This is a genomic window from Oribacterium sp. Sow4_G1_1 (genome assembly GCF_052116105.1).
GTDB lineage: Bacteria > Bacillota > Clostridia > Lachnospirales > Lachnospiraceae > Oribacterium.
This window is the reverse complement of record NZ_JBQKLS010000001.1, coordinates 230,822-255,075: the sequence shown is the minus strand read 5'-3', so window position 1 is coordinate 255,075 and position 24,254 is coordinate 230,822. Positions and strand designations below refer to the sequence as shown.

Below are 24,254 nucleotides of genomic sequence, written 5' to 3'. Positions count from 1 at the left end.
AGTGAAAAACAGAGTTACGATCAAAGACGTCGCAGCAAAATCTGGGTATTCCCTGGGGGCAGTGCATATCGCTCTGAATGGGAAAACGGGCATCAGTGAAGAAACACGAAATAAGATACTGGAGGTGGCCAGGGAACTGGATTACCGCCCGAATTTTGCGGCAGCTTCGCTGAATCGGAAAAGCAAGCGCATCGTCGGCTGTTTTCCGAGTGTAGAAGGCAATAACCGATACTACTATCCTTCCTTATGGCACGGATTTCAGAATGCATATGCCGAACAGGGGCGCGACATGAATGTCGAGCTTCTGCAGTGTCCATATAACAGCTTCAGTGAGCTGGAGATATCCAGTGATGCTGAACAGGCCGGTGTAATTTCGCTGAATGCACTACGTGCAGAGTTGGAAGCGGGGACGATCGATGGCATGGTTCTGGATGGGAATACCTCGCCATTTACAGAAGCAGAACTTGCGCAGTTTGTCGCACAGGGCCTGGTGCTGACGATGGTAGACCGGGATATGGAAAATTCCGGTCGTCTGAGTTGTGTGCTGGGAGACTATAAGGTGATTGGTGCGACGGTTGCTGAGCTGATTACCGGAAGGATCGCTTCCTATGGAAGTATTCTCATGTGTGCGGGTGAGCCATCGATCTATTCGCATCGAGGCATTGAAATCGGCTTTGATCAGTATCTCCGAGAGCATCACTGCGAAAATAAAGTATATAAGGTGTACAGCCACACGATCAATGAACAGAATTATCAGAAGATTCTGGAGGCCGTTTCTGAACCGGATGTAGCAGCGGTATGCTGTGTGTCGTCAAGAACGAGTCGAATGCTGGAGATGGCACTGGAGGCGTCTGGAAGAGCCGGGAAGATCTATGCGGTGGGGAGCGACGTATTCGCGGAGAATATCGATGCGATGAAGCGCAATGTGTATCAGAATCTGATTCAGAAGAATCCGTATGCACAGGCATATACCGCGACGGAAGTTTTGCTGGACTATCTTCTGAAGGATCAGAAAGCGCATGGCATTATAAAGGTAGGAAGTGAAGTGGTTTTCCACAGTAATCTCGTTTTCTACGAAAAGCGAAGTGCCAGCAGTCTTCAGAAGGTCAGCCATCACTTCGGCCCCGCCATGCTGATCTGACCGACAGAAATGATTCTGATTCTTTATGGTCGCGTACTGCAACGCGAATAAAAGGAATAGTTATGAACACATCGAAGCCTTTAAATGGAAGAGTTTTAATCAGCGATGGGCTGGGCAGAGACAGCTTCAACACCCAGCTCCTCTACTTCACCTGCTCGTCACTCAGCGCGGATGACGAGCGTATCTATCTGATTTCGGACCGGGACGGCCATCCGAATGTCTGGATGCATGACATGTTCCGCGGAACCGACCGGAAGCTGACGGATAATCAGAAGGGCATCCTGAAGAGCTACGTCTACTTCGATGGCACGCAGGATGAGGGCCTCGGCAAGGCCAGCGTCTGCCTCGACTATATCCGTGAGCGTGTCTACTATATTCAGGATGATAAAATCTGTCGGACCGACCGGGACGGCAACATCCGGGTGCTGAACCGCGTGCCGGATGGCCGGATGACCGCATTCACGCACGTCAGCCTGGACGGCACGAAGCTGTGCGTGCCGATGACGGATGGGCGCATCCTCGATTTCGATCCCGAGACCGAGGGTGAGGGCCTCGACAAGCGTCCGAAGTACAACATTGACCAGCGTGCACAGGACGAGGGCCTCAACTCGTATCTCTGCGTGTATGACACAGAGAGCGGTGCGCTGCTCTATGAAAAGACGATCCCGCGCTGCTGGATCACGCATGTGCAGTTCCACCCGCTCGATTCGGACATCATCATGTATAACCACGAGTGGTCCGCCTTTGACTGTGGCATCCGCCGTGTAAACATCTACGACCACCGACAGGACATCTTCTACCATGTTCGGACGGAAGGCGACGATACGAAGGGGAATTCGCGTGGCTATGCGCGGAGCCGGAACGACTGGGTCTGCCACGAGATGTGGACGGACGACGGTCGAAGCATCATCTACCACGGCGGCTATAATCACGGCCCAGCGATGGTTGGCCGTTGTGACATTGACTTTACACGCACCGACGCAAATGGCCTGCCTGCCCGCACCTTCTGGGAGATCGCCCTGCCGGATGAGTACAATGCTTACGGCCACTTCCTGATGGACCACCGCGGCAATCTGACCTGCGACGGCTACTATCGCATGCCGGGTGAAAAAATCATCGAACGTGAGAATTCGACCGACAACGGCCCGGATCCGCATCGAAAGGACGGCGCCTACATCACGAAGGTCGAGCCGGACTGGGATGAGGGCACCCTCCACTGGGTTCCACTCTGTAAGCATGACTCTGACTGGCTCGGCCAGGACGCGCATCCGCACCCGATTTATGCCCACGCCGGCGACCGCGTCTTCTTCAACAGCCGCATGGCGCACACGGTCAATGTCTATGCCGTATCTGCACGTACTCCGCAGGAAGTTCATGGAGCGTGAAAACACAATATAAAAGAAGCCCCCCCCGGGCTCAGCAGGCAATCGTACTTCCTCAATACGTTGAGACAAGTCTCGAAAGCGCAGGCTCCGGCCTCGCCCACCCCAGAGCCAGCTTCGGCCCAAGACGATCCCAAGCCTGAACAGTAGCGCCCGCGCCACCATAATATTTGTTTATATCAGAAATTTTTTGTTTACGTAAAGATTATACCATGTTATAGTTACCCCGATAAAACATGGATTCGGAGCCAATGGGGGCGCCTTCAGGAAAGAACGGGCGCACTATGTCTTGGTATCCGGATTTTTTAAACTAAACCAAATAAGCTGTTCCTGAAGGAGGAAATTTTATGTCTTATGTTGATGAAGTTTACGAAGGATTAAAGGCAAAGCATCCACACGAGCCGGAGTTTCTCGAGGCTGCAAAGAGAATTCTCGAGTCTCTGGACCCGATCGTTTCGAAGAACGAGGATGTATACCGTAAGAATGCTCTTCTGGAGAGATTTGTCGAGCCGGAGAGAATCATTACGTTCAGAGTACCATGGACCGATGATAAGGGTGTAAACCACGTAAATCTCGGCTACAGAGTACAGTTCAATTCAGCCATCGGACCGTACAAGGGCGGTCTCCGTTTCCATCCGTCTGTAAATCAGTCGATTCTTAAGTTCCTCGGTATGGAGCAGATTCTGAAGAACTCCCTGACCAGCCTTCCGATCGGTGGTGGTAAGGGTGGTGCGGACTTCGACCCGCACGGCAAGTCGGATGCAGAGGTGATGCGCTTCTGCCAGAGCTTCATGACGGAGCTCTATAAGTACATCGGTAAGGATACCGACGTTCCGGCCGGTGATATCGGTGTCGGCGGACGTGAGGTAGGCTACCTCTATGGCCAGTACAAGAGACTTACCGGCCTCTATGAGGGCGTACTGACCGGCAAGGGTCTCACCTTCGGTGGTTCCCTCGCTCGTCCAGAGGCAACCGGCTATGGTCTCGTTTACATCACGGATGAGGTAGTCAAGGGTGCCGGCAAGGAGCTGAAGGGCAAGACCATCGTCGTTTCCGGTTCCGGTAATGTCGCACAGTATGCGATCCAGAAGGCTGAGGAGCTCGGTGCGAAGGTTGTTACCTGCTCTGACTCCAACGGCTATATCTATGATCCGAACGGCATCAACTTCGAGGTTCTCTGCCAGATCAAGCAGGTCGAGAGAGCGAGAATCAAGGAGTACGCAAAACGCGTTCCAGGTTCCGAGTACCACGAGGGTGAGCGTCCATGGGGCGTAAAGTGTGACATCGCACTTCCGTGTGCAACCCAGAACGAGGTCAACGGTGAGGACGCGAAGAAGCTCATCGACAACGGTTGTTGGTGTGTATGTGAGGGTGCAAACATGCCTTCCGACGAGGCTGCGATCGATACTTACCTCGCTGCGAAGATTCTCTATATGCCAGCTAAGGCAGCCAATGCTGGCGGCGTAGCGGTTTCTGCACTCGAGATGTCTCAGAACTCCGAGAGACTGAGCTGGAGCTTCGAGGAGGTCGACAGCAAGCTTCACGACATCATGGTGAACATCTATAAGAGCGTTTCAGAGACTGCAAAGAAGTATGGCTATGAGAACAACTTCGTCGTTGGTGCGAACATCGCCGGCTTCGAGAAGGTTGCAACGGCTATGCTTGCACAGGGCCTCGTATAAGAGATATAAAATTGCAGCATATAAAACGACGTCATAGAGAAATCTGTGACGTCGTTTTGTTTTGCTCTGCGATGTTCTGCAAAAGAACCCCAATATGGAGGGATAATGTGCTATAGTGTGTAGAACGATGTATGAAAACACCACACGCAGTTAGCAGGGGGAATTATGAACAGAGCGCAGCAGTATCGATATCAGCCCGGACATAGAGGGAGTGGGCTCTTTTCGTATCTGGATACGTTTTTCAGAAAGTATGCCGACAGGGAGTTCTTCTTTATGGGGAGAACTGTGGCATACTTTTTCTTTTTTGCGCTGCTGTTTACGCTGAGCGCGTTCGCTGCGACGGAGGGGAGTGCAGCGCAGGTGCAGTCGGAGGATGTGGTCACAGGATCTGCGTCGCTGGATGGGCCGTCGGCGGCAGCTTCTTCGGCAGAGGAGGCGTCGGCGCTGGAAACGTCAGCGAGTGCCTCTGATATGTATGTCAATGTCCGTGCAGCCTGGTACGAGGATTCCTACCACATCACGAATCCGGATGGCGGTCGCAGTGGCTACGGCTACGAGTACGAGCAGGCGGTGGCATCCTACACCGGCTGGGATTACATCTATGTGAAGGATGACTGGACGACGCTGTTTGAGAAGCTTGAGAGCGGGCAGATCGAGATCATGAGTGCCATTTCCTATACCGACGAGCGTGCAGAGCATATGCTTTTCTCTGAGCAGCCGATGGGGAAGGAGCGCTACTATCTGTACGTGGATCTGGAGCATTCCGACATTTCTCCGACGAAGCTTTCGAGTCTCGAGGGAAAGCGCATCGCGGTGATGGAGAAAACCGTTCAGTACACGCAGTTCTGTGCGTGGGAAAAGAAGCATGACATCACGACCATCCACGTGCCGGTCGACAGCATTGACGAAGCGAAGGCGCTGTTTGAAGCGGGGCAGCTGGACGGCGTGGTGTCGACGGAGACCTCTATCTGGGCGGATGCGGGGCTGACGGCCATCATCGACACGGGCAGCTCGGATATTTACTTCGGTATCTCGAAGAGCCGCCCGGATCTGAAGGAAAAGCTGGACGCAGCGATGCGCGCGATGGAGAGGGATAAGCCTTTCTATGCGAACGAGCTCTACAAGCGCTACATCGCGACACAGCAGCTCTCGCCGCTGACCGCGGAAGAGAAGGACTGGCTTTCGCAGCATGGCAGCATCCGCATCGGCTATCTGCGAAACGATCCGGGCTTCAGCGTGGAGGATCCGAAGACCGGGCAGGTGACGGGCGTGCTCAATGACTACATCCTGTACGCGACGGACTGTCTCAACGAGACCATCCATTTCGAGATCGTCGGCTTCGATACGCTGCAGGCCGCGCTTTCGGCGGTGCAGAACGGGAAGATCGATATGGTCTTTCATGTCAGCCAGAATCCATACTACGCCGAGCGGAGTGGCGTGTCACTGTCGAACACCGTACTGTCCATCCCGCTCGCCGTCGTGACCGCGCAGGATGCCTTTAATGAAAGTATGACGAATACCATCGCGATCGTAAAGAGCGATGCGCAGGCCAAGTGGTATATTTCGAACAATTATCCGTTCTGGACGATCGCGAAATATGACGGCTATAAGGAAGCGGAGCAGGCGGTCAAGCGAGGAGATGTCGATGGTATGCTCATCCGCTCCGCTGAGGCTATGCAGTATGTCAATGATAAGGCGCTCCATAGTGTCTACCTCACCCAGGCGGAGGATGTCTCCTTCGCTGTGGATCGTGGAAACCGCGTACTGAACTCGATCCTTAACAAGACACTGAAGACCATGCAGACTGCGAAGCTGATCGGCGCGGTCTCGATGTATGAGGATGTGGTGAAAAAGGTTACACTGCTCGATTTCGTGAAGGATAATCTCCTGCCGGTGACGATATCCTGTCTGTCTCTCTTCCTTCTGATCCTTACGGTGATTCTCGGCTTCCTTCGGAATGCGCGCCTCGCCGCGGCCCGTGCGGAGCGGCTGAATACGAAGCTGCAGGAGAGCGAGCAGGAGCTGAAGCAGGCGCTCACCGAGGCTGAGAGTGCCAATGCGGCGAAAACCACCTTCCTGAATAGCATGTCGCACGATATTCGTACCCCGATGAATGCCATCATCGGCTTCACCAGGCTTGCATCCGCACAGCTCGAGCATCCAGAGAAGCTGCGGGATTACCTCGGGAAGATCGGGATGTCGAGTGAGCATCTGCTCTCCCTCATCAATGATGTTCTCGATATGAGCCGCATCGAGAGCGGCAAGGTGACACTGCAGGAGAAGCCGCTCCATCTGCCGACCCTCATGGAGGATCTCAGTACGATGATCCGACCGTCGCTCGAGGAGAAGCAGATCGATTTCCGGATGGAGCTGCAGGATGTCGAGAACGAGGATGTACTGGCCGATCCGTTGCGTCTCACGCAGATCCTTCTCAATCTGCTCAGCAACGCGGTGAAATATAACCGCATGAACGGCAGCGTCCGCTTCCTTCTGCGTCAGGAAAAGAGCGGGCTGGAGGGCCGTGCCTGCTATCACTTCATCGTGCGGGATACCGGTATCGGCATCAGCGAGCGCTTCCAGCAGCATCTTTTCGAGAACTTCTCACGTGAGGAGACCGCGACGGTCAGCGGCATCCAGGGCACCGGACTCGGCCTCGCCATCACGAAGAGGATGGTCGACATGATGGGTGGCACCATCGAACTCAGCAGCGCCGAAGGACAGGGCAGTACCTTCGATGTCGGCCTCTGCTTCCGCTGCTGTGTGTCGGCGGAGAGGACGTCCGCTTCGGATACCGCTGCTTCTGAACCGACGTCGGAAACGTCCGCTTCCGGACAGACGCTGACCTCGTCGACGTGTCACTCCAGCGGGGAGCGGATCACAGCTGAGCAGAAAGAGGCTGATTTCCGTGGAAGGAAGATCCTTCTCGTCGAGGATAACGAGCTCAACCAGGAGATCGCCACCGAAATCCTGAAGGAGGCCGGCTTCCTCGTCGAGGTCGCGGAGGATGGTGCCATCGCCGTCGGGAAGATGGCGGACGCTGCACCGGGACAGTATGATCTCATCCTGATGGATGTCCAGATGCCGGTCATGAACGGGTATGAAGCGACGCGCCAGATCCGCGCGATGGACAGCGCATACTGCCGTATGATCCCGATTCTCGCGATGACGGCGAACGCCTTCGAGGAGGATCGGATGCTGGCGACCGAGGCTGGTATGAATGGGTACTTGACGAAACCGATCGATGTTGAGAAAATGATGAAAACGATCGCGTCATTTTTATAAAGAGGGTAGATACATCCATGCATAAATTTTTGAGATCCGTCGGATTTTCAAAACTGAATACAGAGCTGCAGCTCGAGCCACTGCTCGTGCGGGCTGAGAATGAAAAGTACCGGGTGTTGACGATCAATGCCGGCGAGGGTGTCGTGACCGAGGAGTATCAGCTTCCGGTGGCACCGTCCATGGGCATCACGCTGGTCGGTCAGCGCACGCCGGATGGCGTGTTTCACCGGGGATACTACTTTCCGTACATGCGTTCCTACGATGGGACACTGACGGAGGAGGGGGCCGTCGAGCGGCATCTCGAGAAGGAGACCTATGCCGGCGTGCTCGAGGATTTCCGTTCAGGCATCCCGCTGATCTTTTACATCACGAATTCGGTGCAGCTCACCGAGCTTCGCCGTATGCAGATGCCGCTGCGCGCGCGTCAGGCCTTTCTGACCGGTCTCGCGGAGAGCGGCAAGATCCTGCTTCCGGTCGAGAAGCGTCCGGAGGATCCGGAGATCGTGAAGCATCGTCAGAATGAGCGGAAGCGACTCTTCGAGGCGGCCCGCCAGGGCGACCCGGAGGCGATCGATACGCTGACAGAGACCGATCTCAACCTCATGCACGAGGTGCAGCAGCGCTATCAGACGGAGGATCTCTACAGTCTCGTGGAGACCACCTTCATGCCGACCGGTGTCGAGTGCGATATGTACCAGATCCTCGGCGAGATCGTCTCTCTCCGGGTGAAGGAAAATGTCTACACCCACGAAAATGTGGTGGACATGAAGGTCAGCTGCAACGAGTGTATCTTCCATGTCGCCATCAACGAATCGGATCTCACGGGTGTGCCGGCGGTCGGCCGGCGCTTCAAGGGAAAGATCTGGATGCAGGGCTCGCTCGAGATCGTCGAGCAGACCGAATAGAATTTGACAGAGGCCCAGTGGACCGGCATCAGAAGCACAATACTCCGAGCTTCTGGTGCCGGTCCACTGGGGCCTCTTGTTTTATTTCTTTTTATTGCTGAATTATAAAAGAAAATACCACTAAACCATGCTAGAATAGAGCTGTTCAGAATTTTAGAGAGATAAACAGAGGAATTTACTATATGAAGAAAATGATTTCGTGGAATGTGAACGGGCTTCGGGCGGTCATGGGGAAGAACTTCATGGAGGTGTTTGAAAGCCTGGATGCGGATATCTTCTGTCTGCAGGAGACGAAGCTGCAGGAGGGGCAGCTGGAGCTGGACCTTCCGGGCTATCACATGTACTGGAACTATGCGAAGAAGAAGGGCTATTCCGGTACGGCGCTTTTTACGAAGGAGGAGCCGCTGTCCGTGACCTATGGCATGGGGATCGAGGAGCATGATCATGAGGGGCGTGTGATCACCGCGGAATTTCCGGATTACTATGTCCTGACCGTCTATGTGCCGAACTCCCAGAATGAGCTGAAGCGTCTTCCGTACCGTATGACGTGGGAGGATGCCTGGCGGCAGTACATCGGTGAACTGAATAAGAAAAAGCCGGTGATCTACTGCGGCGATCTGAATGTCGCCCACGAGGAGATCGACCTGAAGAACCCGGCGACGAATCATAAGAACGCCGGCTTCTCGGATGAGGAGCGTGCGAAGATGTCGCGGCTGCTCGATTCCGGCTTCATCGATACCTTCCGTCTGCTGTATCCGGATGCCACCGATGAGTACAGCTGGTGGTCCTATCGTATGAAGGCGCGTGAGCGGAATGTCGGCTGGCGTATCGACTATTTCATCGTCTCCGAGCAGCTCCGCGACCGGGTCAAGGGCGCGTCGATCCACCAGGAGATCTTCGGCTCCGACCACTGTCCGATCGAGCTGGACATCGAGATCTGAGATGAACATCCGGATGCCTGAATGCTATAATCAGTGTATACGAAGGTTCGGATACATCGCAGCAGCACATGCCATGTAGGGGGAAATGCTTGGCGACACGAAGATAGAGAAAGACAACGACAACGAAGAAGGGACATCATGCTAGGCTTAAAGAAGGAAAATGACCATTACATCTTCGAGGCAGCGGTTCGTACAGAGCAGCTGTTTCTGAATCTATATCATAAAAACAGACGTGTCCGTCAGATCGCCTTCGATCCGGCGGATCGGATCGGAGATGTCTGGCATCTGGAACTGCCGGTCACATCCGAATCACGAAGTGGCGAGGGGAACGCTTGCAGGGAAGCTGCGGGCGCAGCGGATGCGCAGGCGAGGGTGCACGAGAAGAGGCAGCCTGCATTGGCCCTCCCGCTCACGGAGCTCAGCTACTGCTACGAGGCGGATGGCCGCATCTTCACCGATCCGAACGGCACGGTGTTTGAGGGACGGAAGAGCTTCGGAAATCTGAAGGATGGTACCCGTATCCTGAAGACGCCGATCGGTGAGGCGACGGCGATTCCGGAATCGAGTGAGGCCTGGCGACAGGATCGGGCGCTCGATCTGCCGTACGAGGACAGCATCATCTACCGCCTCCATGTGCGCGGCTTCACCGAGCACCACAGTTCCGGCCTCGATCATGAGCTCCGGGGCAGCTTCCAGGGCATCCTCGAGAAGATTCCGTACCTCGAGGCGCTCGGCGTCACGACGCTCGAGCTGATGCCACCGTACGAATTTAACGAGGTCATGCTCCCGGACTACGGACATGATAACCCATACGAGGTCGAGCTCCGCCCGACGGGCCGCATCAACTACTGGGGCTTCACGAAGGATGCCCTGCAGCTCGCACCGAAATCGAGCTTCACCTCCGACCACAAAAATCCGCGGAACGAGTTCCGAAAGCTCGTGCATACCCTGCACGCGCACGGCATGGAGCTCGTGGTCGACCTGTACTTTACCAGTGAAACCATCCCGGATCACATCGTGAACGTCATGCGCTACTGGCGCATCCACTATCACGTCGACGGCATCCACCTGATCGGTGCTGCGCCGTATAGTGTCATCGCCCGTGATCCGTGGCTGAGTCGCTTCAAGATCTGGGCCGACAGCTGGCAGGGCCAGATTCCGGAGATGCCGACCCATGGCGCTGCGCAGGTAGCCGCACCGGGGCGTTACCTCGCCGATTATAACGACGGTTTCCAGAACGACATGCGCCGCATCCTGAAGGGCGACGAGAGCATGCTGCCGACGCTCATGCAGCGCGTGCGCGAGAACCCGTCGAACCGGGCGAGCATCCAGTATATGGCCAATGTCTCGGGCATGAGTCTGATGGATGTCCTCTCCTATGATCGCAAGCACAACGAAGAGAATCATGAGGATAACCGCGACGGTACCGACCAGAACTACAGCTGGAACTGCGGCGAGGAGGGTCCGACCCGAAAGAAGTCCATCAAGCTTCTCCGGAAGAAGATGTGGCGGAACGCGTGGCTGCTGCTGATGCTGAGCCAGGGCACCCCGCTGATCCACGCGGGTGACGAGTTCGGTCAGTCCCGCCTCGGGAACAATAACCCGTACTGTCAGGATAATCCGACGAACTGGCTCGACTGGCGGCTCATCGATCGGAATCGGGAGCTCTACGATTTCGCGCGTTATGCGATTCAGTTCCGTAAGCAGCACCCGGTGTTCCATCAGGGCACAGCGCTTCGACAGATGGACTACCGCTCCGTCGGTATCCCGGACATCAGCTTCCATGGCGAGAACGCCTGGCGGCCGGACAGCGAGAACTTCCGCCGACAGCTCGGTGTCATGTATGCCGGTGCCTATGCCGGCGATGATACCTTCCTCGTGCTCTACAACATGCACTGGGAAAAGCACAGCTTCCTGCTGGCGCATCCGCCGCTCGGCATGAAGTGGGCCGCGGTGATCGATACCGCCATGGAGGAAACGAACGGCATCTATCCGGAGGAGAGGATTCTTCTCGAGGAGCGGTATACCGTAGAGCCGCGCTCCATCGTCGTACTGAAGGCGGTGAAGGATCCGGACTTTCAGCCGAAAAAGAAAGTACATAAACGCCATCTGAATCAGCGGGCGACAGCATTAGCCCAGGAAACGCAGACGGAGACGGCAGCGGCAGGCGTGGCATCCGGGCACACGGCGACCGAGAAGAGGTCGCCTTCCGAAGTGAAGAAACATCCATCTGATGTATGAGATGAAGGAGATAAAGCATGAATGAGAGATTAGAAGAGATCATGAACTGGGCGGAGGTGGAGGACGTCACCTACGCGGAAACCGCGAATCCGAAGAAGATCCTCGGTGCGCACATCATCCCGGAGGGGCTGCTGGTACAGAGCTTCGTACCGACCGCAAAATCGATCGAGCTCGTGCTCGGCGGACAGCGCTATCCGATGGAGCTCGTCGATGAGGCCGGCTTCTTCGCGACCCTCCTGCCGGTGGAGGAGGCCTGGAACGAGGCACTTCCGGCCTATACCTACCACATCACCTATGACAACGACACGACGGAGGACACCGAGGATCCGTATGCCTTCCCGTCGACCTATACCGACCGTGATATCAAGAAGTATCAGGGCGGCATCTGGTATGGCATCTATGAGAAGATGGGCGCGCATCCGATCCGGATCAACGGCGTCGATGGTGTCGCGTTCTCCGTATGGGCTCCGAACGCAGAGCGTGTTTCTGTCGTCGGCGACTTCAACCTCTGGGATGGCCGCCGCCATATGATGCAGCGCCTGGGCGATTCCGGCGTATTCGAGCTGTTCATCCCGCACCTCACCCCGGGCAGCCTCTATAAGTATGAGATCAAGTGTCACCACCAGGAGCCGTTCCTGAAGATCGACCCATATGCCTTCGGCTTCGAGCTTCGTCCGGGCAATGCCTCCATCGTGGAAGACATCGGACAGTTTGCGTGGACGGATGCGGCGTGGCAGCAGCAGAAGGCGGAGCGCGGTGTCGCCGGCGTCAAGGAGGAAGCGATGTCGGTCTATGAGCTGCACCTCGGCTCCTTCGCACGGAAGCAGCAGGCGGTCAATGAGGACGGCACCACACAGCTCGGCTCGGAGTTCTACAACTACCGTGAGCTCGCGGTGAAGGTGGCGGATTATGTGAAGCAGGAGGGCTATACGCATGTTGAGCTCATGCCGGTGATGGAGCATCCGCTCGATGCGAGCTGGGGCTATCAGGTGACCGGCTACTACGCTCCGACAAGCCGTTACGGCACCCCGGAGGACTTCATGTACTTCATGAATTACATGCATGAGGCTGGCATCGGCGTCATCCTCGACTGGGTACCGGCGCACTTCCCGCGCGACAGCTGGGGGCTCGCACAGTTTGATGGATCGGGGCTCTATGAGAATCCGGATCCACGTCTCGCGAGCCACCCGCACTGGGGCACCCTGACCTTCAACTACCGGAAGAACGAGGTGTCGAACTTCCTGATCGGCAGTGCGATGTTCTGGGCAGACCGCTATCATGCCGATGGTATCCGCATGGATGCCGTGGCCTCCATGCTCTACCTCGACTATGGACGTCAGGGCGAGGACGCACCACGGAACATCTACGGCGGCAACGAGAACCTCGATGCGGTGGAGTTCCTGAAGCATCTGAACTCCCAGTTCCACAAGCGCTTCCCGGGCACCCTGCTCATCGCAGAGGAGTCCACAGCATGGCCGAACATCACCGGTGACGTCGAGCAGGACGGCCTCGGCTTCGACCTCAAGTGGAACATGGGCTTCATGAACGACTTCCTCAGCTACATGGGCACGGATCCGTTCTTCCGGAAGGGCAGCTATAACCAGCTCACCTTCTCGATGATCTATAACTACTCCGAGGACTTCATGCTCGTGCTCTCGCATGACGAGGTCGTGCATGGCAAGGGCTCGATGCTCGGGAAGATGCCGGGCGAGACCTTCGAGGAGAAGGCGCAGAATCTTCGTGCCGCGTATGGCTACTTCTGGACGCATCCGGGCAAGAAGCTTCTCTTCATGGGCCAGGACTTCGCGCAGTATGACGAGTGGTCCGAGAACCAGGAGCTCGAGTGGAATCTCCTCGAGTACCCGGTACACGAGGGCGTCCAGGACTTCGTACGGGATCTCAATGCTGTCTACCGGACACATCCGGCGCTCTGGCAGCAGGATTACGTCACGGACGGCTTCGAGTGGATTAACTGCTCCTACCAGGAGGAGTCCATGGTGATGTTCGTTCGAAAGACCGACAAGCCGGAGGAGACGATCCTCGTGGTATCGAACTTTGATAACGTCGCGCATCCGAAGTTCCGTGTCGGTGTTCCGTTCATGTGCTCCGCGAAGCCGCTCATCTCCAGTGATGATAAGAAGTACGGCGGAAGCGGCGCAGTGAAGCGCACGGCACATAAGGCTGTGAAGGCTGACTGGGATGAGCGGGACTACGCCGTCGATCTCGAGATCCCGGCGATGTCGACCACCATCTACCAGCTGACACCATGCGCGGAGCCGGCACCGAAGGCGACGGAAGCGAAGAAGGCAGCTGCAAAGAAGACCGCTGCGAAAAAGACGGTGACGAAGAAGGCTGGATCGGAAGAGAAGGCAGCGCTCGTAAGTCCGAAGAAGACGACCCGGAAAAGGACGACGGTGCCGAAGCAGATGACGGAGGCGAAGGCCGCCGCAGCACAGGCTGTCGAGGCGGCGAAGGCGGATTCGAAGAAGCCGGCCGCGAAGTCGACGGGCACGAAGGCCGCGGTACAGCGAAAGAGCGTGCAGAAGGCTGCACTCGACCAGAAGCTGACGAAGCGTCGCAAGGGCTGATCCGTGATCAAAAAAACTGCACGATCCGCAGGAAGGGGCGGGACTTGTGACATCCTTTGATATAAGAAGGGGTTTGAGAGTGAAAAAAGCAGGCATTTTGATGCCGGTGTTCTCACTGCCGGGAAAGTACGGCATCGGAACACTTGGCGAGGAAGCATATCGTTTTATCGATTTATTATGTGAGACCGGAAATAAGATCTGGCAGATCCTGCCGATGGGCCCGACGGGCTTCGGTGATTCACCGTACCAGGCATTTTCCGCCTTCGCGGGGAATCCGTATTTCGTGGACCTCGACCTGCTGGTCGAGGAGGGACTGCTGAGCAGAGAGGAGCTCGCAGATCCGGAGGCGTTTGACTTCGGTGATGCGGTCGACTATGCGGCGCTTGCGCGCGCCGAGGACGCAGCGAGGGCACAGAAGCAGCCGGCGGCAGATAAAACCGAAGAAGGCGCAGATGTATCGGATGCGAAGAACGCGCCGGCCATCTGGTTCGCGCATGATCGTGATGTGGCGTTCCGCGACCTCCGTCGCTGGCTGAAGCAGCCGGCGAATGTACGGCAGGAGGCAGGCGTGCCGGTCGACAGCATTGAACGCGTCAACTATGGAAAGCTCTACAGCAGTAAGAACAAGGCACTGAAGCTTGCCTTCACGCATTTCAAGGAGCAGGGCGGTGATGTCGAGGCGCTTTTCGCAGAGCTTCGTCCGGAGACGGTCGAGTATTGCGTCTTCATGGCCATCAAGGATTCGCTTTCCGGCGCGAGCTGGGATGTCTGGCCGGAGGAGCTGCGCGACTGCGATCCGAAGGCGGTGGCTGCGTTCCGCGCAGAGCACGCGGACGAGGTCGCGTTCTACGCCTTCGTGCAGTATGAGTTTAATAAGCAGTGGGCGGCGCTTCGCGCCTACGCGGCGGCGAGGGGCATCGAGATCCTCGGGGATATCCCGATCTACTGTGCACCGGATTCTTCAGATGTCTGGGCGCATCGCGAGCTCTTCCAGTACACGAAGGACGGCCATCCTTCGAAGGTAGCGGGAGTTCCACCAGATGCCTTCTCTGCGAGCGGTCAGCTCTGGGGCAACCCGCTCTATGACTGGGCCGCGCATAAGAAGACGAAGTACGCCTGGTGGTGTGCGCGCATGGAGTACTGCCTCTCGATGTACGACTGTCTCCGCGTCGATCATTTCCGGGGCTTCGAGGCCTACTATGCGGTGCCGTTCGGTGATGACACGGCGGAAAACGGCGCGTGGGTGAAGGGCCCGGGCATGGGACTGTTCCGCGCGATGTACCAGCACTTCGGTACGAAGGACCTGCCGATCATCGCGGAGGACCTCGGTGTCATCACCGACGAGGTTCGGAAGCTGATGGCCGCGACCGGCTTCCCGGGTATGAAGGTGCTGCAGTTCGCCTGGGATTCGGGTGCGGGCAATGCTTATCTGCCACACAACTTCACCACGCCGAACTGTGTCTGCTACACAGGGACGCATGATAATGACACCCTTCGCCACTGGTTCGAGACCATCCCGGACTGGCAGCGGGACTATATGTACCAGTACATGAGTCGTTCTGGCAACGACTGGAATGCGATGCCGGAGCTGCTGATCAAGCGTGCGATGGCGTCCATCGCGGATACCGTGATCGTGCCGGTGGGTGACTACCTCGGCCTTGGCGGAGAGGCGCGCATCAACCAGCCGGGTACCGCCGGTCACAACTGGCAGTGGCGTATGACAGAGGACGCGTTCACTGAGCATGAAAAGCAGGTGATCTGTGGGATCCAGCGCACCTATGGTCGCTTCTATGAAGCGCCGGCGAAGCCAGAGAAGCCAGAGAAGTGACATCTATACAGGGCCCCGGAGGGTTGCCGGTAGAAGCACAGTACTCTGAGCTCGGAAGACTCTAAAATCCCATCTTCCGGGGGCTCTGAAAGAATACATACAGAAAAAGCTGGTCGATCCGACCAGCTTTTTTGATGAAGTTTAATTCACGGAGAAGTTCGCGGAGCTTTCGTTGTCGGCGAGGTCGCGGATATAGACGGTGATGGCGTCGCCGGCCATGGAGAAGGTGACGCGACCGGTCTGCTTATTGATGTCGGTCGGTTTTACGTTATTGCCGAGCGAGTCAACACCGTAGATCGAATCCCAGTTCACACCGGACTGGGTGTCGGAGACGGTGAACTCGAGGTAGCCGGCACCGAGATTGACGGACTCTTCATCGACGGTCGGACCGACGTCGTCGAGGAGATTGATCTGTACATAGGTCGTCTTCGACATGCCGTTGATGGACTTCGCGTTCAGGGTCAGGGTTCCGTTCTTCGTAACATCGGCGGTCCAGATCGAACCGGACTTCTCGAGCGGAAGCTCTGCGCCGTCCATGGTCGCGGTCAGCGACTTCAGCGGCACCAGGGAATCGACCTTGATTTCGATCGAAGCCGTCTGGTAATCCTTCGTATCCGGTTCGGTCGTCTCGATCGTCGGCTGCTGGATCACGAAGAGGAGAATCAGGCCGTTGATGATCAGGTACGGAAGCAGGTAGCAGAGGATGAAGTGCAGAACGCGCGACTTCGGTTTACTTTTTACGAGCTGTCCACGGGCGTCGTAGCGAAGCGACGGCCCCGGGGTGGATCTATAATTTTTCGCCATAATAACCTTCTTTTTAATAGGGATTGTGCCGCTAGTATAACAAAATGAAACTTGCGTTACAAGGGCACGGTTGTTATACTTATTTTACGATTTTCCTAATTTCTTCGTTTGACGAACATGATTTCAAATCGATGATTTCCGGAGCGGTCTTTCCCGTATCCATGAATTCCAGATTTTAAGATAGCGTTTTATACATTCCCTTAACGAAACAGTACAGGTATGCACGGAAGCTGAGTCATAGCTGCGGTGTTTTGGCCTTCGTTCGACATGTATTCCAGTATGCATCCGACAGAGGACCGACACAGCTGAAACAGCTTTCGGCTGGCAGAAAAAGTAAACAGCGGAGCGTTTCCGTAAACATAGCATGGTTTCAGAGAAACCATATGGAGGCAGTATGGCAGCAGAAGAAGAGAAGAAGACAGCGGTCGAGCGCAAGCCGAGAGGACGGAAGCCGAAAACTGCAGAGACAGTGGATGCGGCGGCAGTGGTAGAAGAGAGTAAGCCGAAGCGTACTACCCGAGCACGCAAGGTGAAGGAAGAGAAAAGTGCAGAGGTGGTTCCGGTGACCGAAGAAAGTAAGCCGAAGCGCACGACTCGTGCGCGGAAGCCGAAGACAGAGGAAGTTGCAGAGACAGCTCCGGTGGCCGAAGAACGTAAACCGAAGCGCACGACCCGCGCCAGAAAGACGGAGGAAGGCAGGGAGATGCTGGAAAGCGGTGAAGAAAGCACACCGAAGCGCACGACCCGCGGACGAAAGCCGAAGACAGCGGGAGTAGAAGCGCATGAGCAGAAGCGCACGACACGAGGTCGACAGTCTCAGAGCGGGGACACCGGTGAGGCTGCGACGCCAGAAGCAGTGGAGATGACGCTGTCGAAGAGCACAGAGGTGCAGACGACGGAAGCGGCTGCCGTACCGGAGAACTCCGGGGCGGTGGTGGTTGCAGAAGAAACGGGCGCAGTCGCTGTGGCGGAGCCTGCACAGGATCGTGCGGTAGTATCCGAAGCACCGGCGAAGGAAGCCACCCGAGCTTCGGCGGAGACATTGGCCGACGACACGAAGGGCAGAGCAGCAGAGCCGGGAAGTCTGGCCGAGCAGGCGGAACGTATCCGGGCACGGCGCGCGAAAGCATACGCCGGCCGCAGCAGTGGAGCGGCCGCGGGGCAGGGCGAGCGGATGGAGCGTGACAGCGATGCTGCAGCGTCGGATGCCATGTCGACAGCCCATGATGGTGAGACCGCGCGGACGGAAGTCGTTGAGAAGACGGACGAGCTCGACAACGAGACCCAGAAGGCACCGAGCGGTAATCCGTGCGGCGGCATCCTCGAGGTCATGCCGGACGGCTTCGGCTTTACGCGCTCGGATAACTTCATGCCGGGTGACAGTGATGTCTATGTGAATCCGGCGATCATCAAGCGTTACCGCCTGAAGACCGGCGATGTCATCCATGGTCTGTCGAGGGCGAAGAATCCGAACGAGCGCTATGCGGCGCTTTCCTACATCGAGACGGTCAATGGCAAGCCACTTTCCGAGATGTTCCGTCGGCGGAGCTTCGAGTCGCTGACCCCGATCTTCCCGAATCAGCGTATCCGCCTCGAGGTGCCGGGGGAGAGAACCTCGACCTCGCTTCGTATCCTCGACCTGCTGGCGCCGATCGGAAAGGGACAGCGTGGTATGATCGTATCGCCGCCGAAGGCTGGTAAGACGACGCTGCTGAAGCAGGTGGCGAAGGCCATCGTGAAGAACGAGCCGAAGATGCATCTGCTGATCCTCCTCATCGATGAGCGGCCGGAGGAGGTCACCGATATGAAGGAAGAGGTCGAGGGCGGCCTCGTCACCGTCATCTACTCGACCTTCGACGAGGTCCCGGAGCACCACAAGCGGGTGGCCGAGATGACCATCGAGCGTGCAAAGCGTCTCGTGGAGCAGGGCGAGGATGTCACCATCCTGCTCGATTCCATCACCCGTCTCGCGCGTGCCTATAATCTCGTGGTACCGGCGTCCGGACGTACGCTTTCGGGCGGTCTCGATCCGGCAGCGCTCCACATGCCGAAGCGCTTTTTTGGTGCGGCCCGTAATATGCGTGAAGGCGGATCCCTGACGATCCTGTCCACCGCACTCGTCGAAACCGGCTCCCGCATGGATGATGTTATCTACGAGGAGTTCAAGGGCACCGGCAACATGGAGCTCGTCCTGAACCGTGAGCTTCAGGAGCGCCGGATCTTCCCGGCCATCGACATCGTGAAATCCGGAACCCGTCGTGACGACCTGCTCCTCTCAGAGCTCGAGCAGAGAGCGGTCGACATCATTCATAAGCGCGTGTCGGATGAAAAGGCCAGCTCCGCGGAGGAGGTGATCCAGCTCTTCGAGCGCACCTCCAGTAACGAAGAGGTCTGCCAGTTCGTCGTAAACGGAAAACCGATTTCGAGCATGAACTCGCGGACAGGCAGTGGCTTCCGTGGAAATACGGATCTGAGTACAGGGCCGAAGCCGGGGATGAACTCAAATCCTGGAATGAAAACAAATGGAAATTCAAACAGCAGCACACAGAAGACCGGCGTAAAACCAGGCAGCAACCCGAACAGCCGCCTCGCGATTAAAATTAACCGCTGATACGCAGGCAGGCGCCGATTTCAGAAGTATTTTTATAACAGTTCAGCCGGGTTTATTTCTTAATCCAGTTGTGTTTTTAAGGGACGTCCAGACCGGGCGTCTCTTCTTGTTTGTTTGCCCACCCCATTCGACGTTCTGTATCTATTTACTTATCGGACCCGCCCCATGCAAACAAACAAAAATCGACGCCCATGCATCCTGACTGTGGGGAAATCTGATGAAAATCTGGGGATCGGAGTTTTAGGAAGGTAGCATGTGAATTGTACCCCTTGTCAAGAACACAAGAGATTTTAGTTGCCCCAATTTTTAGACAGCTACGTGTATCACTAATCATGACGATTTCCGAAGTTTTCACAAAAACTGTTGATAGCACTCTTGCGCCATTAGGTTTTATAATCTTTGTTACGAACAAGCGGTTTTCAGTCTGAGCGGCATTAGATGTTTTTCGCAAAGATAGGATTTCATAGAGCGATGCCATTATATTTTCTGGGATTTGTTACAAACGGGGCGTTTTCAAGAGTCGTGCCATTAAGTGACTTTTACAAATCATGGATTTCGGGGATCTGTGCCATTAGATTATTTCACAGACAGGGAAATATTCGAAGCTGTGACATTAAGTATTTGGCTTCATAGAGGGACAAAGAGGCGATTTATGAAGAAAAATCTGGGTGGAGATAAAGTCACTGCTTCCGAAAAGGGCGGTTTTGCGTCAAAAACCGGGTTTTTACGCAGACGGCTCAGGGCGAGCGTGACTGGACTTAATGTCACAGGTTCGTCAGGAGATAAAAATGTGACAAAGCCTAATGGCATACGATCCGAATAAAGCGAATTTGCTAAATACCGGGTGGCAGCATCAAGACCTTCGGATACACTTTTACCGTTGGCATCATTTTCATATTGGGATGTTTTGATACAGCATTATGATCCTCGGTCTCCTCTTACCGTTGACATCCTTCTCATTTTTCGCTGCTTTGATACAGCATCACTCGCTCGGACGAAAACAGGCGCCGATTTTTTGTTTGCCTGCACGGGCGGAGCCAATATGTAAGTAGATAAAGGCTGTATACTGGGGTGGGCAGGCAAACGAGAAGAGGCACCCGGTATGGACATCTTTTGAAAATGATCCAGGTTACAAAATCACCCAGGCTGAACTGTTACGTATTTTCGTTTGTAGTATTGGAAAAAAGTTATAAAGAGTTATATAATATTAAAAAGCTTATAAAGAGTTATATAAAGTTATATAATAGGAGGACGGAATGAATAATCCTTTTACATTGACATTCGGAAGAGAACCTATAAACAGAATTGATCGCCTCGAGCAAAAGGATTACGTAGTGAACAGCTTCGAAAGTAATCCGCCATCCAATCAGGTTTGTATGGTTACGGGTGTCCGCGGTTCTGGAAAAACAGTGTTTTTGACAGAAATCGGGAAGTATTTTGCATCGAAAGAGGACTGGATCACGATTGACCTCACACCAGAAAGGGATCTTCTGCAGTCCTTCGCTGCAGAATTATATAACTATACTGGTATGACAGAAATCTTCAAACGTGCAAAATTAAATCTGCCCTTCCTTGGTATTGGCGTGGAAATCGATGGTACAGACCCGATCAAGGACATGAACATCGCCATAAAGCGGATGCTTCAACATACAAAGGACCATGGTAAAAAGGTTCTTGTTACGATTGATGAAGCGATCTGCAATAAAACGATGAAAGAGTTTGTATCTGTATTTCAGATTTATATGCGTCAGGATCTTCCAGTATTTTTACTGATGAGTGGGTTATATGAAAAAATCTATGAGCTTCAGAATGAAGACACACTGACATTTTTATACAGAGCACCCAAAATCGAACTGCAGCCACTGAATATCAGCATGATTGCGACACGTTACCAGGCTATTTTTAACCTTACCGACGAAGATGCTCGGAATATGGCGAAAGAAACCAGGGGATACGCCTTTGCATTTCAGGTACTTGGGTATCTTACCTGGAATGCAAAAGCATCATGGCGGACCGTCCTTCCGGAATATCGTCAGTATCTTGAAGAATTTGTCTATAATAAGATCTGGTCTGAGATTTCCGCAAAGGACCGGGAGGTCCTGTTTGGTGTGCTTCATTCCGAAAATCATAAGGTGAGTACCATTCGGGAAACGCTTCAGATGTCTTCCAGTGCATTCAGTATTTACCGTAACCGACTGATCAAAAAAGGTATTCTGAACGGAGATGTGTATGGCTATTTAGCGTTTGCGCTGCCGCAATTTGAAGAATTTCTGCGAGATATGGATTAAGCATCGGAGTCACCACCATGACTGACTTAGGGAGTTTTATGGATGCAAGAACAAAAATGATTATTGCAAATGGAAAGCCGATCTCTTCGGATGTTGTCTGCTGCCATTTCGATGGATGTGCTAAAAAATGGGACATTACATTCAAAAATGGAAAAACTTACCATTACTCCAAATGGAAAGTTACAGTTTTGAAGGAGTCGAAGAGTTTAAACCCGAAGAGCTACCAAGTGAGGTACAAGGGAAAATTTCTTTCGAACATCACAGCCATCAATTCTTTTCGTGACGGAAGGGTGGAATATTGGCATATATGCTTTTTGAATGGGTATGAGCAAGATTATATCGTTGATGAACTGGAAGTCAGAAAATCTGTTCTGGATCATGACAGAGCAAAACAGGTATTTGACTATCTGAGAGAAGTTGCAGGATACATCGGCACCAGCGACTGGCCAGATGATAATAGCGTATTTCTGTTAAAACAGTATGAAAAGATAGATTTTCTTGGTGGCGATACGGCGGCAGCGGTATATTTGAATCCGGAAGAGTTTGCTAATGTGCGATAAAGAAGTAATAGAAGTGTAAAAAATTTTGCCGTTCCTATCCGGCACTTAGGGCTGTGTCGGATAGGTCAGGCGTTAGGCTTCCGGCAAGTCTATCTTGCCGACAAAGCTGTAATAAATCTCAATGTCCTGCCTGCGGGTGCCGTTCTCGTCATAGCTGCACTCATGCACGACGATTTTCTCAATCATTTCCCGCAAGAGGGTGGGGGTCAATTCTTCAAAAGCAAGGTGCTTTCTCACAATCCCCATGAATTTCTCGGCGTTGACGGTGGCGGCCTGCGACTTGGAAAGTTCCTCCTGCAAAGCGGCAGCCCGGTCTTTCAGTTCCCGCTGCTCCTGCTCATAGTCCGCCGACAGCTCCATGAAACGCTCGTCGCTGATTTTGCCGCTTACATTGTCCTCATACAGCCGCTTGATAATGCGGTTCACTTCGGCAATGCGTGTCTGGGCCTGTTCAAGCTGCTTCGTGGCTGCGGCGGTCTTTCTCTTGCCGCCGATTTCGTTCTGCTGGATGAGCAGCTTTACAAAGCGGCTCTCATGCCTGGCGGCGTATTCCGTCACTTGCCGGAGATTGGAAAGCACGCCCGCCGTCAAAAGGTCGGTGCGGATAAAGTGTGCCGTACAGTCACGGGCACGCTTCTTGTAGCTGCCGCAGATATAACAGTCCTGCTTGCGGTTCTTGTTCTGATACCGCTGCTGATACAGCACATGGCCGCAGTCGGCGCAGAACAGCATACCAGAGAACAGCCCCACTTCATCATAGCGGTTCGGGCGTTTTCGCTGCTTGCGTAACTCCTGCACACGCTCCCATGTTTCCGTGTCGATAATCGGCTCATGGTGATTTGGGAAGATAGCCTGCTTCTCGATGGGGTTCTCAACGCTGTGCTTGACCTTGTAAGAGGGCTTCTCCGTCTTGAAGTTTACCAGACAGCCAGTGTACTCCCGGTTTTCCAGCAGATGGACGACGGTGTTTGTCGCCCACTTGCACTCATAGCCGGGGTGGTAGCGTCGGGTGCTGCCCGTCCTGCGGTATTCCAGCGTCCCCGGCGTGGGGATTTGCTGCTCCGTCAGCATACGGGCAATCTTGGTCGGGCCATTTCCCGCAAGGCAAAGCTGGTAAATCTGCCGGACAACCGGGGCGGCTTCCTCGTCAACGATATAGTTCTCGTCCTTGTCCATGAGATAGCCATAGACTGGCTTGCTGGTTACAGGCTTGCCGCTCATGCCTTTTGCTTTCTTTACTGCCTTGATTTTCTTGCTCGTATCTCTCACCAGCCATTCGTTAAATAAGTTCCGCAGAGGGGTAAAATCATTGTCCATGCCGCCGTTTGCGCTGTCCACGTTGTCATTGACAGCGATAAAACGCACGCCCTTTTGAGGGAACAGCATTTCCGTGTAAAATCCCACCTGCAAGTAATTACGCCCCAGCCTGCTCATGTCCTTGACTATGACGGTGCCGACTTTCCCGGCTTCAATGTCTGCAAGCATGGCTTGAAATCCGGGCCGCTGGAAGTTCGCACCTGAGTAGCCGTCGTCGGTGTACCAGCGCAGATTGGTAAAGCCGTTCTGCTTGGCGTAGGCTTCCAAAATCCGTTTCTGGTTGGAAATGGAATTGCTCTCGCCTTGCAATTCGTCCTCATGGGACAATCTCGGATAAAGGGCGGTAATGAGGTTTTGGGTGGCTTGTCTTAACATAAAATCCTCCGTTTCCGACAGCCAGCCCCACTATTCCGTGGTTTCATTGTACCACGGAACAGCGGGGGCTGTACAGCGGCAAAAGCGTTAAATTTGCTTCTTTACAGTCGGTCAAATTGCCGGTTTTTGCGTAGCAGCGGCTTCCGCTTCCAGTACCCGCGCCATTTTGTCGGCGGCGGTGGTCGTGGTATCTTTCTTGAAATAGCCGGACACGACAAGGACGGAATTGCCCATGCGGATTTCCGTCACGCAGTCGGGGCGGCGGGCGGTGCGGGTGTCGTGCTGCTTGTTATCTGCCATAGGCAATAC

The 24,254-nt window shown here is 54.7% G+C and carries 16 protein-coding genes; 13 read left to right on the top strand and 3 right to left on the bottom strand.

Annotated elements, in window-relative coordinates:
* Position 1: 1 nt before the first annotated feature.
* The 9 genes from ACTQ52_RS01175 to malQ all read left to right on the top strand — a co-directional run bounded on the left by ACTQ52_RS01175 (position 2) and on the right by malQ (position 15,990).
* Complete coding sequence (locus ACTQ52_RS01175) at positions 2–1,141, top strand: substrate-binding domain-containing protein (RefSeq protein ID WP_441981536.1); 1,140 nt, start codon at positions 2–4, stop codon at positions 1,139–1,141.
* Positions 1,142–1,203: 62 nt separating this feature from the next.
* Complete coding sequence (locus ACTQ52_RS01170) at positions 1,204–2,526, top strand: hypothetical protein (protein WP_441981535.1); 1,323 nt, start codon at positions 1,204–1,206, stop codon at positions 2,524–2,526.
* A 344-nt stretch (positions 2,527–2,870) separates the two neighbouring features.
* Positions 2,871–4,205 (top strand): NADP-specific glutamate dehydrogenase, encoded by a 1,335-nt coding sequence (gene gdhA / locus ACTQ52_RS01165; protein WP_441981534.1) that lies wholly within the window; start codon positions 2,871–2,873, stop codon positions 4,203–4,205.
* Positions 4,206–4,490: 285 nt separating this feature from the next.
* Complete coding sequence (locus ACTQ52_RS01160) at positions 4,491–7,487, top strand: response regulator (protein ID WP_441981533.1); 2,997 nt, start codon at positions 4,491–4,493, stop codon at positions 7,485–7,487.
* A 17-nt stretch (positions 7,488–7,504) separates the two neighbouring features.
* On the top strand, positions 7,505–8,392 hold the full coding sequence (locus ACTQ52_RS01155; RefSeq protein WP_441226733.1) for a DUF3881 family protein: 888 nt from the start codon (positions 7,505–7,507) through the stop codon (positions 8,390–8,392).
* A 182-nt stretch (positions 8,393–8,574) separates the two neighbouring features.
* Positions 8,575–9,333 carry an exodeoxyribonuclease III gene (locus tag ACTQ52_RS01150; protein ID WP_410043133.1) on the top strand — a complete coding sequence of 253 codons (759 nt, stop codon included), beginning with the start codon at positions 8,575–8,577 and terminating at the stop codon, positions 9,331–9,333.
* A 138-nt stretch (positions 9,334–9,471) separates the two neighbouring features.
* A complete protein-coding gene (locus ACTQ52_RS01145) occupies positions 9,472–11,574 on the top strand; it encodes an alpha-amylase (protein WP_441981532.1) in 2,103 nt (700 codons plus the stop codon).
* Positions 11,575–11,591: 17 nt separating this feature from the next.
* Entirely contained in the window at positions 11,592–14,162 is a 2,571-nt protein-coding gene (gene glgB / locus ACTQ52_RS01140) for a 1,4-alpha-glucan branching protein GlgB (RefSeq protein ID WP_441981531.1), read from the top strand.
* 79 nt (positions 14,163–14,241) lie between these two features.
* A complete protein-coding gene (malQ, locus tag ACTQ52_RS01135) occupies positions 14,242–15,990 on the top strand; it encodes a 4-alpha-glucanotransferase (RefSeq protein ID WP_410043130.1) in 1,749 nt (582 codons plus the stop codon).
* A 141-nt stretch (positions 15,991–16,131) separates the two neighbouring features.
* On the opposite strand, the gene ACTQ52_RS01130 is transcribed toward malQ, so the two are convergent.
* Positions 16,132–16,794 carry a hypothetical protein gene (locus ACTQ52_RS01130; RefSeq protein WP_410043129.1) on the bottom strand — a complete coding sequence of 221 codons (663 nt, stop codon included), beginning with the start codon at positions 16,792–16,794 and terminating at the stop codon, positions 16,132–16,134.
* A 394-nt stretch (positions 16,795–17,188) separates the two neighbouring features.
* Between ACTQ52_RS01130 and rho the strand changes: the two genes are divergently transcribed.
* The 4 genes from rho to ACTQ52_RS01110 all read left to right on the top strand — a co-directional run bounded on the left by rho (position 17,189) and on the right by ACTQ52_RS01110 (position 22,253).
* Positions 17,189–19,405: a transcription termination factor Rho gene (rho, locus tag ACTQ52_RS01125; protein ID WP_441981530.1), complete on the top strand. Its 2,217-nt coding sequence runs from the start codon at positions 17,189–17,191 to the stop codon at positions 19,403–19,405.
* A 652-nt stretch (positions 19,406–20,057) separates the two neighbouring features.
* Positions 20,058–20,228 carry a hypothetical protein gene (locus tag ACTQ52_RS01120; protein ID WP_441981529.1) on the top strand — a complete coding sequence of 57 codons (171 nt, stop codon included), beginning with the start codon at positions 20,058–20,060 and terminating at the stop codon, positions 20,226–20,228.
* A gap of 433 nt (positions 20,229–20,661) precedes the next feature.
* Complete coding sequence (locus ACTQ52_RS01115) at positions 20,662–21,693, top strand: ATP-binding protein (protein WP_441226728.1); 1,032 nt, start codon at positions 20,662–20,664, stop codon at positions 21,691–21,693.
* A 38-nt stretch (positions 21,694–21,731) separates the two neighbouring features.
* Positions 21,732–22,253: a hypothetical protein gene (locus tag ACTQ52_RS01110; protein ID WP_441981528.1), complete on the top strand. Its 522-nt coding sequence runs from the start codon at positions 21,732–21,734 to the stop codon at positions 22,251–22,253.
* A gap of 72 nt (positions 22,254–22,325) precedes the next feature.
* Here ACTQ52_RS01110 and ACTQ52_RS01105 read toward each other — a convergent pair whose 3' ends face one another.
* Positions 22,326–23,945, bottom strand: coding sequence for a recombinase family protein (locus ACTQ52_RS01105; RefSeq protein ID WP_441981527.1), 1,620 nt, complete (start codon positions 23,943–23,945; stop codon positions 22,326–22,328).
* A gap of 111 nt (positions 23,946–24,056) precedes the next feature.
* Complete coding sequence (locus tag ACTQ52_RS01100) at positions 24,057–24,245, bottom strand: transposon-encoded TnpW family protein (protein WP_020995296.1); 189 nt, start codon at positions 24,243–24,245, stop codon at positions 24,057–24,059.
* Positions 24,246–24,254 lie beyond the last annotated feature (9 nt).

Bases quoted from the DNA above. Each gene is read 5' to 3' on its own strand.
- ACTQ52_RS01170 (WP_441981535.1), top strand. From the start codon at position 1,204: ATGAACACATCGAAGCCTTTAAATGGAAGAGTTTTAATCAGCGATGGG.
- gdhA (WP_441981534.1), top strand. From the start codon at position 2,871: ATGTCTTATGTTGATGAAGTTTACGAAGGATTAAAGGCAAAGCATCCA.
- ACTQ52_RS01155 (WP_441226733.1), top strand. From the start codon at position 7,505: ATGCATAAATTTTTGAGATCCGTCGGATTTTCAAAACTGAATACAGAG.
- ACTQ52_RS01150 (WP_410043133.1), top strand. From the start codon at position 8,575: ATGAAGAAAATGATTTCGTGGAATGTGAACGGGCTTCGGGCGGTCATG.
- ACTQ52_RS01145 (WP_441981532.1), top strand. From the start codon at position 9,472: ATGCTAGGCTTAAAGAAGGAAAATGACCATTACATCTTCGAGGCAGCG.
- glgB (WP_441981531.1), top strand. From the start codon at position 11,592: ATGAATGAGAGATTAGAAGAGATCATGAACTGGGCGGAGGTGGAGGAC.
- ACTQ52_RS01130 (WP_410043129.1), bottom strand. From the start codon at position 16,794: ATGGCGAAAAATTATAGATCCACCCCGGGGCCGTCGCTTCGCTACGAC.
- rho (WP_441981530.1), top strand. From the start codon at position 17,189: ATGGCAGCAGAAGAAGAGAAGAAGACAGCGGTCGAGCGCAAGCCGAGA.
- ACTQ52_RS01120 (WP_441981529.1), top strand. From the start codon at position 20,058: ATGAAGAAAAATCTGGGTGGAGATAAAGTCACTGCTTCCGAAAAGGGC.
- ACTQ52_RS01115 (WP_441226728.1), top strand. From the start codon at position 20,662: ATGAATAATCCTTTTACATTGACATTCGGAAGAGAACCTATAAACAGA.
- ACTQ52_RS01110 (WP_441981528.1), top strand. From the start codon at position 21,732: ATGGATGCAAGAACAAAAATGATTATTGCAAATGGAAAGCCGATCTCT.
- ACTQ52_RS01105 (WP_441981527.1), bottom strand. From the start codon at position 23,945: ATGTTAAGACAAGCCACCCAAAACCTCATTACCGCCCTTTATCCGAGA.
- ACTQ52_RS01100 (WP_020995296.1), bottom strand. From the start codon at position 24,245: ATGGCAGATAACAAGCAGCACGACACCCGCACCGCCCGCCGCCCCGAC.